The following is a 15,775-nucleotide window of genomic DNA, read 5'->3' as shown; positions in this document are numbered from 1 at the left end:
TGCAAGTGGGGGGTGGGACGTGCGGCACTTCAAGCCAGTCTGGCATGCGTGCGGTTGTCTCTCGCGGCGCTTTGTGGCGTCCCGGCATGTCTTTTTAGCTATTTTCTTGTTTTGGCATGCCAATTTCCTTCAATTTCAAGATTTCCAGCATGCCTTTTTTAAGTTTTCAAGTTTTTAGCATGCTCTATTTTCTTTTCTCAGGAGTTTTTGGCATGCCTTTTATTTACTTTCTTCACTTTTGCATGTATTTGAAAAACGCATTCAAAAAAACGGTTGCAATCTTAATTAATCGCAACCGCTTAATCCTTCAAAAAGTTTCCTCTCCAGTTCTGCTTCAACATCATCTTCTGCCATTTGTTAATGAGAATTTCCTCTCCAGGGTATTTGTAATGATCAATGCTTACCATTTGCCTTATAATTCTCCTTTAACATCCTTTGGTATTCTTCTCTGGAAATCTTGCCTTTGATCATCTTTCCCATAGCATTCATAGCCATATTTCCTACACTTAGATTTTCTAACGCAAGAGTAGCCTGTGTCTGGCGAAGCATATCTATTTGCGCTGTAGTAAGCTCCTCTTCAATGTATCCATCACTTTTCATTACTCTCGAAATAAGAGAAGTCACATAATCTGGTGGGGTAGTCTTTCCTTGCTCCCAATGTTGTATATTTGCAACTGGAATACCAAGATATAATGCAAACTTACTCTGTGACATTCCAGTAGTTTTTCTTAACTCTTTGATAGTATTCATAATTATACCTCCATATATTAATATTATATACTTTTAGTATATATTTTTCAATCATATTACGATTTCAAAAAGTACAAGAATGAACGCATCATAAAAAACATATATTTAGTGAGTGTTCTGAGCGGCTATGCATTTATCTTCTCTCTTATTATCGTTAAAAATAGTGTGTTAAATATTTATTGCATACCGAATATTGTATAGTTACAATTATCCTTGAAAACATCGACCTACGGAGGATTGACAGGATGAGATATGTTATTCAATCAGGAAAATATGAAACAGGAACAAAAGAACAGCAAGAAAGTTTTAAGCAAATTTTAGGTGCAGACGTATTGCAGAAATTTGATCTATATTTCCACTGGTACAATATTATTCACGAACTCGGACATTGCTTTGCTGGTGAAAGCAACATAAAGCAAGATTCAAATATTGAGCAAGAAATGTTCGTAAATGAATTTGCTGTTGGCTATTATCTCTATGTGGGAGAAACCCAGAAATTAGATGAATTAAAGTTGATGGTTGAAACAATCCTTGAAAAAATACCTTCTCCAATGCCAGAAGGCGAAGCATTCTTAGATTTCTACAAGAGAATCTGGAATACTGATGCGATCATGCAAGTCATGATTTATGGATATTTCCAGTTTCGAAGTGTATTAGAAGCTCTCAACAAGCAAAGAAATTTTAAAGATATCGCGTCAGAACTTGGATACCAAATTCATTCAGCAAATATTGTGAAATGTGAAGGAGCTCTTTCTTCAGAAAATGCTGAGAAATTCTTAAACGTAGCATTAGAAAATATGAAAAATATGGAAATGGACATTCCTTCTGTTAGTCTAAAACTTATGGATGATCCAACTATACAATGTGTTCAAGCCATACCATAAAAAGCATAATGACACTTCTGCAAGCATATAATAATTCTAGGAGAAAAAAGATGGATTACTGTGATGAATTTGATAGGATTATTACTGAAATCACTAAATTACTGGATCATCCTATCACTAAAAATGAATATGAGATTATAGATAGAGGCATTCCACATACCCCTGGAACTCTTCCTAATGGGAAGATGGGTGTGTACACGTTTATATACGAGGATGAATTCCTCAAGATTGGTAAAGCAGGGCCAAGGAGCAATGCAAGATTTCAGAGTCAGCATTACAATGCAGGAAGTGCAAAAAGTACTTTAGCTGCATCACTAATAAACGATACGCGAATGTCTGATTACGCTATAACCGAAGAAAATGCAGGCGATTGGATAAAAGCAAATACTAGAAGAATAGACGTTATCTTAGATAAATCAGTAGGAATCTTTACACTAGAACTTATTGAAGCTGCTCTGCATTATAAATATGAACCAAGGTATGAAGGCTTTACAACACAGCGAAAGAATTAATGAAATTAGCTTTTATACAATATTTTCATAATCTTTCAGCTATTCTTTTCATTTCCTTTCGCCATTCGTCCACCTTTTGCCCTCCGGTAAACCAACTGCAGTCATAGTATGGGTGCATTATTTTCCTCCATTCTTCAAGAGCAGCAGCATACATAGCTCGTGATCCTTTTTCATTGATTATTACAAAAGCTTCTCGGATCCAAATAATTGCGGATTCTTTTTTTAGAAAAGGAACCCTTAGAATAATTTCTTCTCCATCTTTATCAATTTTTATTTCATCTACTTCCATAAGCTGTGATCTTATATATTTTTTGTCAGTGGTATACACCGCTTCTTCGTCAATATCTATAATTTTATAAGCCGTCAAATCTTCACTACATTCATGTGCAGTGCAACGCACGGTAAGTTCATACAAAATTTTATAATCCATTGCAAAAGCCTTTCTCAATTAAAGTTTTATTACATAATCACTATATTTGAGAAAGACTTCTTGTAGGTCTCCCGTGAAGAGACATTTTTTAACACTATACACCACTGTGTACCATCACTAAAACTTCTTGGTCCAATCAATTTGTGGAATATACTCATCTTTTTTGAGCATTATTTCAGCAATCCTATTTTTTACATGTTTCATTGAACTATCACTGTAAATATCACCAAGACGCAACATCTCATAAAAAGCTGCTTCTGCTTTTTGATAAGCTTCCAATGCAAAATTAAGATCAATTTCCGTTCCTATACCTTCATAATACATATCACCAATTCGCAAATATGCCTTTCCAGTACATGGAATAAAATATGAATTATCTTCTAATAAACTAATTGCCTTAACATACGCTGTTCTAGCAAGATCTTCATCCTTATCTACGTAATGACCGCATTTGAACATATCTCCTAATTTATACATTGCTTCAGCAGAGCCCTTTAGAGCAGCCTTGCTGAAATAGTAATATGCTTTTTCATAATCTATTTGAGTACCAGAACCATAATAATAACAATAGCCAAGGTTTGCGAACGCTGCTTCATCACCATTCTTTGCAGCCTCATTATAATACTCAATAGCCTTGGACTGATCTTTTCTCCCGTATCGATCATTATAGAAAATAACTCCAAGATTATTTAGGGCAGTTCCCTTATTTATCTGATTTTCGGAAGCAACTGTATATAAATCAATTACAATATCCCCAACTGCCTCAGGCATAGGGCATGTCATATCCGCGGTGTCAAGAGCCACAGCAAATGAGAACGGATCTTCGTAACAGTTCCAACCATCTATAACTACTTTTTTAATCAACTCATAAAGTCTTGGATTATCAGATTCCTTAAAGGCATTAAGACTCTTTCTTAGTTCTTCTTTTATCTTTTCTTCTATCATTAAATTCATCACAACGACTATGCCTCCTAGAATAATATAATTCTTTGTATTGTCTAAATAGTACAGTCTTAGTGATTCTTACAGGTCTCTTCACAAGAGACATTTATTTATCAGCTCCAACTAACACCCTTTCAGTATATTTAAAAAGAGCTTCATTTATCTCTTGAATATCATATTTACCACTTTCTATAAAATACCTGACTATGCGGTCAAACTTAATTCTCGGAGAAAGGGCAAAACCAGCAAGTTTAAGAAAATATTCCGTATCATTTATATCAAGCTCCAAACCTATTGCAAGCGCAATCGCCGTCTTTTTATCTACATTTCTATCAGGTTTTATACGGAGTTTAGAGATTACCTTTCGGTTTACATTAGCCTTATTATATACTGTAGCATCAGTGAGCCCCTTTTCATCCACGAGTCTAAAAAAGCATTCTCCAAAACTTTCGGTTTCCTTCTCTATTGTATCCTGTAAAGAATTTCCGCCATATGATTCACCCTCATAATAAAGTAAAGAATCAATATCTTGCATTAAATTATCTGGCAGAACAAACTCATCTATTTGAGGAACAGCAATGTATATTGTTATGTCGTTTTTAGATAAGTATTTAGTCACTTCCCCCATAGCTATTTCGATTGCTTTTCTTTTAGGAAAAGTTTTACTATCCAACATAAAAATGGGCACTGCTATACTTTTACAAGAGAAGCTTCCTGCCAACTTAAAGGAATTTCTGTAGCAGTTTCTAAGCACTTTTTCTTTAGCCCTATTGTCACAGCCATGTCTAGGCATTGCAGTATGAATCACTCTAGCAGCCATGAGATTGTATGCTTCTGTAGATGCTGCTTTTCCTTGCTCTATCTCACCAAGCATTCGCCTTGCATCCAACATTTTTTCTGCATCTGCTGCTACATACAGCTCCATTTCACAACCCGGCGTACAAATTGGTTTTGTGTTTGCAGCATTAACTATTACGTCAGCCTTAATTGATTTTAGGCTTTTATGGACTATTTTATATGCCATAGTTTTCTCCAAATAAAACTCGCTTATAATTCAATGCTATTCTTATCATTACAACTTATACTTCGTTCCTCTACCATTGCCAACTACTGTGACATATTTTCTATCAACCAATCCCTTTATCAATGTAGTTACTTTTGACTTTCCAAAAGGAACCTCTTCTGTAATTTCACCGACAGATTTAGGCTGTGATTTACTCAAGATTTTATATACCATTTCTTCATCTTCAGAAAGTACCAAACTATCCATAACAGGTAAGATAACATTGATAGAATTGTCATATATTTCAAACGAAGGCTTAGTGTTGCTGCTTTCATAGGCCTGTTTGATCCTCAAAATTCCTGTTCCTAGTATCTCAACAATATGTAATCTATAGAAGATATTCCCTAGAATAGGGTTCCTTAGGATAGAAACATTTCCTTTGAGGTACTCTTCTTTTGAAAGACCTGATGTCAAACCGCCTGGAGAAGATATTTCAATCCTGTCATCAAACATCATAACTCTTATCTGAGCATTAACATCCCATGTTCTATGAATTATCGCATTAGCAATTGATTCTCTGAATGCCTCCTCTGGAATCTTACTTACTGTTTTTCTATTCATTCCCTGTATTTCTTCATATTGGTAATAGTCTTTGAAAATTTGAACCGTCTGTTCTATTTGCTCTAATACTGACTGATGCTCAAATGTTACACGCTTTAATATGATGTTTATACTATCTCCAAATTTTGCGATATCAATTCCTGGAAAATTATTCTGATCCGCAACAAGCTCAGCAGCGTTATTATATCCTTCAGAATCGCTATACAGATTCAATGTTTTTAACACATCTTTGTTAAATACCCTTATTCCTATTTCTTGTTTAACTTTTTCTTCTAATATCTTGAATGATAAGTCTTGCCTACTTGCAGGAAGTTCTTCATAATTTGTATTTTTTCCCTGAAGAATTAGTCTGGAGAGTTCCAGCTCATCTACTTCAATCGTTGCCGTATCATTTCTTCTGTATGCCTTTGATTTGTAAGTATATGGCTTATTTCTCCCACTTTCTACTACGAGAACAACAGTCTTATTCTTGTCATCAACAGATAACTCATACTGAGGCTGAGGGCGAATTGAATCATTTATCTTATTTTCTATATCAAGACATGCTTGCTTTGGATTAGTAAGTCCTATTACACTTCCATCATCAGCCAAACCAAATATAATCTGACCGCCATCATAATTTGCAAAAGCACTAACAGTTTTTAAAAATGTATTTGTTATATCAGATTTGAACTCTAATTGCCTTGTTTCTTTCATGATCATCCTCCATTTATAATTCTATAATAGAAGATTATCGATTATTTTTCAATCGTATTTTCGGTCGCAAATTTTTACGATTGAAAATACGATTGAAAACGGTCGCAAATTTTAGATTTGCGACCGTTTTATAATGCTCATATTTACTTATATACTTCAACTATCGCGTCAGCGACTTTTTCTCTTTCCCAGCTGAGGGTATTTCTGTTGAAGATTCCGAAGAATTCATTGCCGGCATTGAACTGGCCGTTGTCCCACCAAAAGCATGGGATACAAAGTTCTTTTGCCTTGGTGAGGTAGTAGGTAACCCAGTTGCATACTTCATCTTCGTTGCCATCTTTGTTAACAGCGCCGTACTCTGTCATAAGGACTGGAATGCCTTTGCTGATGAACTTATTTCTTAGATCAGCAAACATATAGTCAATATCAGCCTTATGAGAACCATCCCACTTATCATAGGAATTGTCTGACTTGAAGGTGAAATCATAAGGTGTGTAAGCATGGATCGTTACTGCCATATGCTCATCATCTGGAATTGTAAGACCGTTGATTGCCGGTTTAACAGGTGAATCAGCAACAGTTGTAATGAGAACAAGTCTCTTTTCATTGTTGCCACCTGTTGAACGAACTGCGTCGATGAAGGTCTGATTGAGTCTGTTTACACAATCTCGAACTTCCTGCGTTCCGCCGTTCCATTCATCCTGACCGCCTTTTACTCTTGGCTCATTGAGCCCTTCGAAGATAAGATGATCTCCATATTTCTCAAATCTCTCTGCAATCTGAACCCAGAGAACCTTTACCTGTTCGTCAACTGAATCGATGTGAGCATTGTCTGGAATACGCCACTCTTCTTCGTGGTGAGAATTAATGATAACATACATTCCATCATCAAGGGCGTAGTTGACAACTTCTTCTACGCGGTCCATCCAAGCTTCATCAACGGTATATTCAGGAGCTTCGCCCATGTGATCATACCATGTCACAGGAATTCTGATTGAATTAAAGCCTTTGTCGTGAACAGCGTCGATCATTTCCTTGGTGGTCTTGGGGTTACCCCAATAGGTCTCATCTGAAAGTCCTGAGCCACCCCATGAATCAAAGGTATTACCAAGGTTCCAACCGGTGGTCATCTCGGCCACAAGATCCTTAGGTGTGATATCTCTCATATCATATTTCCCTTCTGATGCCTCAGTACTACTTACATCCTGGGCTACTTCCACACTAGCTTCAGCTGTAGCGCTTGCACCTCCATCATCTACTGGTGCACTGGCTCCGCACCCTGTAAGGAGTGCGAAGACAAGTGGAAAAATAATAAGTTTCTTTTTTGACATAAATTTCTATTCCCCTCAAATTAGTGAAGGAACTCAATTGAAGACAAGCTTGCATTTCCTGTTCCCTTGTAAGTCAGGTACAGTGCATGTGTGCCGCTAAGCTCTTTTAGCTTACCTTCAAATGAAGTCCAGATATTTGAGCCGATGCCCTTGATCTCGCCAAGAACTTCGCCATCAAGAGCTGTTCTGATCTCGAAAGTTCCGTTGTAGTAAGCTCTTGTCTTAATTCTAAGACCGGTAACCTTCTTGAGGTCAAAGTACTTGAATCCGATGGTTGTTCCATCGACGATATCCTTGATGTAGCCAGGGTTCTGGTCACCATCTCCGCCTTCCTGGACAACTCTTGGAGCACCTGCTTCAACATATATCTTATGCTCTTTTGTGAAGATGTTACAAGCGATATAAGCTGGGTACTCGCCCTTGTCAGAAAGTGGTCCGTTGTTAAGTCCGCAAGATGTGATCTCAACCTGCTTGATAGAGCCATCTGCCTCGAAGTTGATCTTCTCAGCGCAGCCCTGTCTGCTGAACCATGTTCCATTTGTGTGTCTATGGTAAAAGATGTACCACTGGCCGGCAATCTCAACGATGCTGCCGTGGTTGTTGGCTCCGTAAGCTGTTGCCTCCTCAGCCTTCTTGTAGCTGTCGATGTGGAGGTCGCAGTTACTTACGATTACTCCGCCGTACTCGTAAGGTCCCTCAGGATCTTTTGATGTTGCGTAGCAGAGCTCATGCATAACTTCTGATGAATATACAAAGTAATATGTATCACCGTGCTTTCTGATTGATGGAGCCTCAAAGAATGCATGTCCCTCGTATGGTGTTCCTTGGCTGTACTGATTGCCAGGAGCGATGAACTTAGGCGCTTTCTTAACTGTGAGCATGTCTTCGCCAAGAACAGTGAGCATTGCGCCATGTCTTGACTTGTCGCCCTGTCCGCAGAATCCTGTGAAAAGATATGTGACTCCGTTTTCTGTAATTACACCAGGATCAAACTGTGGCTCGTCGCCTTCTTTTTCTCCAAGCTTGGTTCCATCTTCGTAATGAACATATCCGTAGAACTTGTAAGGACCTGCCGGTGTATCTGAAACTGCAACTGACACAACGCATACCTTATCAAGAACGTAGTAAAGGTAATATTTTCCATCTGGACCAACAGTAACATCTGGTGCATAGAGGCACATATGTCCATCTGGATTAAGAGGATCTGAAATCTTTGGATAGCTTACTCCCTCATATTTCCATTCTCCAAGGTCATTAACTGGAGCTGACCAGCAAACATAATCCCCAAGGCAGAATGTTTCGCCCTGATAGAGGTCATGTGAACCATAGACATAAACTCTGTCGCCAAATACATATGGCTCACCATCTGGGATGTACTCCCATGAAGGAAGATATGGGTTAACTGCCTGCTTCTGGCTATTCTGTCTGATGCCACCTTCAAATCTAGGTACAGCGCCTTTTCCAAGGAACTCCATTTCTGCTGGATTTTCTGGTGTATAAGGTGTCCACTCTGGAAGTGGAAGCTTGTCATAACCTTCGCCATTAGGATTTCCAGTTTTTATGAAGTTTGCGTAGTAGTCGCACATCTGTCTCTGAAGGTCATAGTGATGGCCTGCATATGGTCTGTGGCACTTTGCAAGATTTCCAAAGAAGAACCAAAGATCGCATGAATGGAAGGTTCCAGGATAGCTATCTCCAGGATGTCCATCTCCAGGAATATCTGGATCAAATCTGTAATAGTAGAATTTCTGGTCAGGTGCATTTTTATGAGCATCGCCAAAAGCACTCTTTACAGAGGACTCTACCATGCTGATTCCATCTATCTTAAATTCATCTGATGTATTTCCTGACATTACAGGAACATCAGCACATTTTCTATTTACAAAACGCTCTACAGGATCGCTGTCGCAGAACTTACCATCGATGATAGGGAACATTCTTGGATGATCCTGAACAAATTTATCATAGCCTTCGAGCAGTTCTTTTGATGTGAGCTTTCTGGCTTCTGAAAGGTCTTTTACCCCGAGACTTTCAAAGAACTGAGCACCGAGATCCTCTGCCTGGGAGAGATTAAGTGGTCTAAAGATATCGTCATCTGCCTTAGGCATTCTGATGATTCCGCTAAGGATTGCAGCGCCCTTTACGATATCGTAGTTCTCAGGATTGGTGAGCTGGTGCATTGTGCTAGAGCCACCTGCTGACTGACCTGAAATGGTGATCCTATCTGGATCTCCGCCAAATGCAGCGATGTTTCTATGAACCCAGTGAAGTCCAAATCTCTGGTCCAGAAGACCAAAGTTACCTGGAGCTTCTGGTGATTCTGCTGTTATATCCTTGTGTGCAAGGAATCCGAAGCAGCCAAGTCTGTAGGCAACGCTTACTACTACGATGCCTCTTTTAGCAAGTGCCTCTCCGTTAAATTCCATCTCTGCTGTGTAGCCCCACTGGAAGCCGCCGCCAAAGTACCATACAAGTACTGGGAGCTTTTCGTCAGTTCTTTTAGCAGGAGTCCAAATGTTGAGATAGAGGCAGTCCTCGCTCATTGGAATCTCTGGATCAACGTGCCACTCTCTGTCGTAGAGGCCACCGCCAATACCAGGTGTGTCCTGATAAGAGATCGGTCCAAAATCGTATGCTTCTAATGTTCCTTCCCAGTTGTCGCATGGCTGTGGAGCCCTGAATCTATTTTCCCCAACTGGTGGCTTTGCAAAAGGAATTCCTCTGTATACGGTAATTCGAGGATCTTCGCCTGCAAGACCTTTAACTAAACCATTTTCTACTTTTGTTGTTCTTAACATAATCTTTCACCCCATTGTGTTAAAAAATACAGTCTCTTATCGTAGAGTAAAATTTTTGAGGAAAATGGTCTATTCAATTATTGCTACATCTATTCTAAAGGTTGCTAAGTTGTATTTTTGCAATCAAAAACCCGCCTGGGACTCTAAATCCTAGGCGGGTCATTTTTAATTATCGAATAATTTGCTTTTATCCTTACCGGAGGAACCGATTCGTACAAGAGCTCTGTAGAGCTTGGCCTCGGCACGAATTCTTGCTTCCTTGTCGATTGCTTTGTCATTCAAAGTTTCTTCAGCTTTGAGCTTAGCAGCAATGGCACGATCAAGATCGATGTCTTCACTCCACTCCCAAGTAGTAGGAAGGACTCTGACCTCTCCGTTCATTACAGAAAGCATTCCACCGATACAGGCTGCTTTTCTCTCCTGGCCGTCGTCCATGGTCACTTTGGCGGTGCCCATGCCAATAGCTGTACAGTAGTTGGTGTGACGAGCCAAAATCTCAACATCACCATCTATTGTACGAAGCATGATCTTTTGAACATCACCCTCGAATTCGAGACCATCTAGGGACACAACCTGTAAATGATAACTGGACATAATAGTTATCCTTTCTTTGCTTTCTCGAAGACTTCGTCAATAGTTCCTACAAGAAGGAATGCACTCTCTGGAAGATCATCGCACTCACCATTAAGGATCATCTTGAAGCCACGGATTGTCTCTTTGAGAGGAACGTACTTTCCAGGAAGACCTGTGAACTGCTCAGCAACTGAGAAGCTCTGTGACAGGAAGTTCTGTACTTTACGTGCTCTGTAAACTGTAAGCTTATCCTCTTCTGAAAGCTCATCCATACCCATGATAGCGATGATATCCTGAAGTTCACGATATCTCTGAAGAACCTGCTGTACACCCTTAGCAACTTCGTAATGCTCTTTTCCTACGATATCTGGAGAAAGGATACGGCTTGTTGAATCCAAAGGATCAACAGCTGGATAAATACCCTTTGATGCGATATCTCTGGAAAGAACGGTTGTAGCATCAAGGTGTGTGAATGTTGTAGCAGGAGCAGGGTCTGTAAGGTCATCAGCAGGTACGTATACGGCCTGAACTGATGTGATAGATCCCTTCTTGGTGGATGTGATACGCTCCTGAAGAGCACCCATTTCAGTAGCCAGTGTAGGCTGATAACCTACGGCTGAAGGCATACGTCCAAGGAGGGCTGAAACCTCTGAACCAGCCTGTGTGAAACGGAAGATGTTATCGATGAAAAGAAGCACATCCTGATTCTTTACATCACGGAAATATTCAGCCATTGTAAGTCCAGAAAGACCAACTCTCATTCTGGCTCCTGGTGGCTCATTCATCTGTCCATAAACAAGTGCAGTTTTATCAATAACTCCACTTTCTTTCATTTCTCCGTAAAGGTCGTTACCTTCACGAGTACGCTCACCTACACCGGTGAATACGGAAATACCACCGTGAGCTTTAGCAACGTTGTTGATAAGCTCCATGATAAGAACTGTCTTACCTACGCCGGCACCACCGAAAAGACCGATCTTACCACCCTTAGCGTAAGGGCAGATAAGGTCAACGACTTTGATACCTGTCTCAAAGATCTCTGTAGCAGGAACCTGATCCTCATAAGCAGGAGCTGGACGATGGATTGCCCATCTCTCTACTCCCTCTGGTGCAGGTTCGTTATCAACAGGCTCTCCAAGAAGGTTGAAGATTCTTCCTAAGCACTTTTCACCAACTGGTACAGTGATAGGACTTCCTGTATCTTTGGCATCAACGCCACGTACAAGACCATCAGTGGAGCTCATAGCTACGCAACGAACTACGTCATCTCCGACCTGCTGAGCAACCTCTGCAATAAGCTTGCGGTCCTCGATCATGATCTCTATAGCATTGTGAAGATCTGGAAGTTCACCCTCTTTGAAGCGGATGTCAAGTACAGGACCTGTAACCTGTATTACCTTTCCAACATGATTTTCACTCATTGTTAAACTCCTTAAATGTTTTATTTTCCTTCATATTTTATATGGAAGTTCTGCTCTTATATGGAAGTTCTGCTCTCGTGCTATGCACGAGCCAGAACAAAGTAGTACACTAGGCTCGTAAAAACCTCGCCAAGTGATTACTTTAGCTTTCAGCACCAGCCACGATTTCCGTGATTTCTTGTGTGATGCTTGCCTGACGAGCTCTATTGTAGTACAAGCTCAAGTTCTCGATCATTTCTTCTGCGTTGTCTGTCGCAGCCTCCATGGCTGTTCTACGAGCAGCAAGCTCAGAAGCATATGAGATATTGATACTTGTGTACAAGATTCCAGCTAAATATTCAGGAACAATTGTATCGAACACTGTTTCACTGTTTGGCTCATACAGAATCAGGTCTTTTGCCTTGCCATCGCTCTCTTTGTTATCTGTCTTGAGATCAGATAATGGGAGAAGTGATGTAGCGGTAGGTACCTGAGAGAGCATGGACACGAAATTTGTGTAGCACAGGAATACATGTCCAAAACCATCTCCGCCATATGATCCACAGAGCAGCTTTGCTATCTGGAAGCAATCTGAGATTGTGATCTTGGCAACCTCGGCATACTCTTCTGTGAGGATAGGCACATTTCTGTGTTTAAAGAACTCAACAGATTTTTTACCGATAGGAAGAACTGTAACATTGCTCTTATCCTTGATCTCTTTCTCAACAAACTTGAACAGATTTGAGTTGTATCCGCCTGCAAGACCTCTGTCTCCGGCGATTACAACATATAGCCATCTATCATTATCTTCATTACTCTTGGTAAAGATAGAACGGAAATCATTGTTTCCATTGGCTATATCTGTAAGTGTTGCAAGCACGGTCTCAAGGTAAGGCTTTGAGTTATCAGCCTTTTCCTTTGCCTTACGAAGCTTTGAAGCTGCAACCAGCTGCATCGCCTTCGTGATCTGCATCGTGCTCTGAACGCTCTTTATTCGGAGTTTAACAGCTTTCATTGATCCAGCCATTTAAGTTTTCCTCCTGATTATTTTTTCTTGATAAAGTTTTCAGTATAAGCGTTCAGTACTTCTTTTAACTTATTCTCAGTGTCGCTCTCGAGCTTACCAGTCTCACGGATTTCCTTCATAACTGCGATACCAGTAGGATCGCTGTCAAGGAAGTCGTAAAGGCCTGCTTCGTATTCAGCAACATCTTCGGTATTGACCTTGATAAGGATGTTGTTGACAACCGCATAGAGAATCGCAACCTGCTTCTCAACTGGAACAGGCTGATTCTTGTCCTGCTTCAGAACTTCTACGATACGCTCACCTTGTGCAAGACGAGCCTTTGTATCTTCATCAAGATCTGAACCGAACTGAGCGAAACTCTGCAGTTCACGATACTGTGAATAAACAAGCTTAAGTGTTCCGGCAACCTTCTTCATAGCCTTGATCTGAGCGTTACCACCTACTCGAGATACTGAGATACCAGGGTTAACCGCTGGCATGATACCTGAGTGGAAGAGCTCTGTCTCAAGGAATATCTGTCCATCAGTAATGGAGATAACGTTTGTAGGAATATACGCTGAAACGTCTCCGGCCTGAGTTTCGATAATTGGAAGGGCTGTAAGTGATCCGCCACCGTTTTCATCAGAAAGCTTAGCAGCTCTCTCAAGAAGTCTTGAGTGAAGATAGAAAACGTCTCCAGGATAAGCTTCACGTCCTGGTGGTCTTCTGATCAAAAGTGAGAGTGCACGATAAGCTACAGCATGCTTAGAAAGGTCATCATAGATGCAAAGCACGTGTTTTCCCTTATTCATGAAGTACTCACCCATAGTACAACCTGTATATGGTGAAATATACTGAAGTGGGCTAGGCTCAGAAGCTGTAGCAGCAACTACGATAGTGTAGTCCATTGCTCCGCCCTTCTTCAGATCTTCTACAAGTGCTGTTACTGTTGAACGCTTCTGTCCAATAGCAACGTAGATACAGATAACATCCTTACCCTTCTGGTTAAGGATTGTATCGATAGCAATTGTAGTCTTACCAGTCTGTCTATCACCGATAATAAGCTCACGCTGACCTCTACCGATAGGGATCATGGAATCGATAGCCTTGATACCTGTCTGGAGAGGCTCCTTAACAGGCTGTCTGGCAATGATACCAGGAGCTGGTGACTCAACTGGTCTATATTCTGTGGTTTCGATTGGACCTGCTCCATCGATTGGCTGACCGATAGCGTTTACAACACGTCCGATCATCTTCTCGCCTACAGGAACAGAAACAACTCGACCTGTACGTTTAACGGTCTGTCCTTCGCTGATACCAACATCCTCGCCGAACAAAACCGCGGATACTACTGTTTCCTCGAGGTTCTGAGCCATTCCGAATGTACCATTCTCGAACTCCAGAAGCTCACCTGCCATACAGTTCAAAAGTCCGCTTACTCTGGCGATACCATCACCAACGGTAAGAACTGTACCGGTTTCATTCTGGATAATTGCGTTCTGATAATTCTTTATCTGGCTTCGAATGACCTCGGATATTTTTTCTGGTTTTAGTTCCATATCATCCTCCGATGTATATTATTTAGATGACTGTCTCATCAACTTTTCTGCGAAGCTCGGATAACCTGCCCTTGACTGTTCCGTCAAAGAGCTGTCCCTCAAGATCTACTCTTACGCCACCAAGGACGCCACTATCTACCTTCTGCTTCAGCAACACTTTTTTGCCGCTTAACTTCTCAAGTTTATCAGTTAACTGTTTGAGTTGTGCCTCATCCAGCGCCACAGCCGTGGTAACAAGGGCATCTGCGATACCGTGTTCCTCGTTGTAGCATTTCCTGAATCTCTTTTGACAAGCAGAGAATTCTCTAAGTAATCCCTTCTCGATCAAGATCTTGATGAAGTTCAAAAGGTACTGCTGACAACCGTCTCCGAATGCCTCGTCGACAAGTTTCAGTCTTTCGTTCTTTGGGACCGAAGGTTCCGAAAGAAGTGTCACATAATCAGGATTCTCTTTAAAGATTCCTTTGATCAACTCCATTTCGCCCAGTATCTCATCCGATAGGTTAGATTCCGCTGCCAGATCATATAGGCTCTGCCCATAAAGATCTCCAGCTTTACTCATAATTTCTCCTTCGTCGAAATTCTGATTCGCATGCCATTAAAATGCCTTCGGCATAGGGCATGCTCACCCTAGTTTCATTTTCTTACGTCCTCAGCAGTAAATGCTTCGGACTGATTGTTATTTTTCCTTCAGCAGTGAATGCTTCGGGCTGATTGATTTTTAAGCTCCGACTTTGCTAATAAAGTCCTCAATAAGCTTCTTGTGATCAGCTTCGTTGATCTCTTTCTCAACAACCTTGCCTGCAATATCCATTGCAAGTCCGCCAATCTCATCTTTGGCCTCATTGATAGCCTTCTTCTTTTCCTGCTCAATGTCTTCAGCAGCTCTTGCCTTGATTCCTGCTGCCTGCTGCTCTGCCTCTTTTACAAGAGTATCAGCCTTGTTCTGAGCCTCTTTCTGAGCTTCAGATACAATCTTTGCAGCTTCGGCATGTGCATTAGTCAGGCTTTCTTCGTACTGAGACTTAAGAGAATCGGCTTCTTCCTGGGCCTCTCTGGCTTCCCTGATTGCCTTGTCAGCAAGATTTTTTCTCTTCTCAAGAATATCGTTGATAGGCTTGAAAAGGAACTTCTTTATCAGAAACATCTGGATAAATAAGTTTATTATCTGTGCAATAAAGGTCCAGGGTACCAATGTAACCAGCTCCTGCGTCTTGGCTGTATCCGCAGTGAGCATCATTAGAGCCTGTAATTGCATATTAGTTCTCCT

15 protein-coding genes are annotated in these 15,775 nt (G+C 40.7%); 2 read left to right on the top strand and 13 right to left on the bottom strand.

What is annotated here, in order from left to right; translation table 11 throughout:
• Nucleotides 1-393: 393 nt before the first annotated feature.
• Entirely contained in the window at nucleotides 394-750 is a 357-nt protein-coding gene (locus tag BLS24_RS06825; RefSeq protein WP_091757405.1) for a helix-turn-helix domain-containing protein, read from the bottom strand.
• 245 nt (nucleotides 751-995) lie between these two features.
• Here BLS24_RS06825 and BLS24_RS06820 point away from each other — a divergent pair, with 245 nt between their 5' ends.
• Together BLS24_RS06820 and BLS24_RS06815 are read left to right on the top strand one after the other, a co-directional pair.
• Entirely contained in the window at nucleotides 996-1,634 is a 639-nt protein-coding gene (locus BLS24_RS06820; RefSeq protein ID WP_091757403.1) for a hypothetical protein, read from the top strand.
• A gap of 50 nt (nucleotides 1,635-1,684) precedes the next feature.
• Entirely contained in the window at nucleotides 1,685-2,146 is a 462-nt protein-coding gene (locus BLS24_RS06815; RefSeq protein WP_091757401.1) for a hypothetical protein, read from the top strand.
• A 25-nt stretch (nucleotides 2,147-2,171) separates the two neighbouring features.
• Here BLS24_RS06815 and BLS24_RS06810 read toward each other — a convergent pair whose 3' ends face one another.
• The 12 genes from BLS24_RS06810 to atpF form a co-directional block, all read right to left on the bottom strand.
• Entirely contained in the window at nucleotides 2,172-2,576 is a 405-nt protein-coding gene (locus tag BLS24_RS06810; protein ID WP_091757399.1) for a hypothetical protein, read from the bottom strand.
• Nucleotides 2,577-2,693: 117 nt separating this feature from the next.
• Entirely contained in the window at nucleotides 2,694-3,530 is an 837-nt protein-coding gene (locus tag BLS24_RS06805; RefSeq protein ID WP_091757397.1) for a tetratricopeptide repeat protein, read from the bottom strand.
• A gap of 94 nt (nucleotides 3,531-3,624) precedes the next feature.
• On the bottom strand, nucleotides 3,625-4,542 hold the full coding sequence (locus BLS24_RS06800) for a macro domain-containing protein (protein ID WP_091757395.1): 918 nt from the start codon (nucleotides 4,540-4,542) through the stop codon (nucleotides 3,625-3,627).
• A gap of 48 nt (nucleotides 4,543-4,590) precedes the next feature.
• Nucleotides 4,591-5,838 (bottom strand): ATP-binding protein, encoded by a 1,248-nt coding sequence (locus BLS24_RS06795; protein WP_091757393.1) that lies wholly within the window; start codon nucleotides 5,836-5,838, stop codon nucleotides 4,591-4,593.
• A 143-nt stretch (nucleotides 5,839-5,981) separates the two neighbouring features.
• A complete protein-coding gene (locus BLS24_RS06790; protein ID WP_091757391.1) occupies nucleotides 5,982-7,169 on the bottom strand; it encodes a glycoside hydrolase family 5 protein in 1,188 nt (395 codons plus the stop codon).
• A 20-nt stretch (nucleotides 7,170-7,189) separates the two neighbouring features.
• Entirely contained in the window at nucleotides 7,190-9,967 is a 2,778-nt protein-coding gene (locus tag BLS24_RS15525; RefSeq protein WP_091757389.1) for a carboxylesterase family protein, read from the bottom strand.
• A gap of 165 nt (nucleotides 9,968-10,132) precedes the next feature.
• Entirely contained in the window at nucleotides 10,133-10,561 is a 429-nt protein-coding gene (gene atpC, locus BLS24_RS06780; RefSeq protein ID WP_091757387.1) for an ATP synthase F1 subunit epsilon, read from the bottom strand.
• 5 nt (nucleotides 10,562-10,566) lie between these two features.
• Nucleotides 10,567-11,961, bottom strand: coding sequence for a F0F1 ATP synthase subunit beta (atpD, locus tag BLS24_RS06775; RefSeq protein ID WP_091757385.1), 1,395 nt, complete (start codon nucleotides 11,959-11,961; stop codon nucleotides 10,567-10,569).
• Nucleotides 11,962-12,103: 142 nt separating this feature from the next.
• A complete protein-coding gene (gene atpG, locus BLS24_RS06770; RefSeq protein ID WP_091757383.1) occupies nucleotides 12,104-12,967 on the bottom strand; it encodes an ATP synthase F1 subunit gamma in 864 nt (287 codons plus the stop codon).
• Nucleotides 12,968-12,984: 17 nt separating this feature from the next.
• Nucleotides 12,985-14,505, bottom strand: coding sequence for a F0F1 ATP synthase subunit alpha (gene atpA, locus BLS24_RS06765; RefSeq protein WP_091757381.1), 1,521 nt, complete (start codon nucleotides 14,503-14,505; stop codon nucleotides 12,985-12,987).
• Nucleotides 14,506-14,527: 22 nt separating this feature from the next.
• Nucleotides 14,528-15,067 (bottom strand): ATP synthase F1 subunit delta, encoded by a 540-nt coding sequence (gene atpH, locus BLS24_RS06760; RefSeq protein ID WP_091757379.1) that lies wholly within the window; start codon nucleotides 15,065-15,067, stop codon nucleotides 14,528-14,530.
• Between the two features lie 159 nt (nucleotides 15,068-15,226).
• Nucleotides 15,227-15,763, bottom strand: coding sequence for a F0F1 ATP synthase subunit B (gene atpF / locus BLS24_RS06755; protein WP_236845944.1), 537 nt, complete (start codon nucleotides 15,761-15,763; stop codon nucleotides 15,227-15,229).
• Nucleotides 15,764-15,775 lie beyond the last annotated feature (12 nt).

The organism is Butyrivibrio sp. INlla18, assembly GCF_900103635.1.
Classification (GTDB): Bacteria; Bacillota; Clostridia; order Lachnospirales; family Lachnospiraceae; genus Butyrivibrio.
The sequence above is the reverse complement of the archived record's forward strand: the minus strand, read 5'-3'. Positions and strand labels throughout refer to the sequence as shown.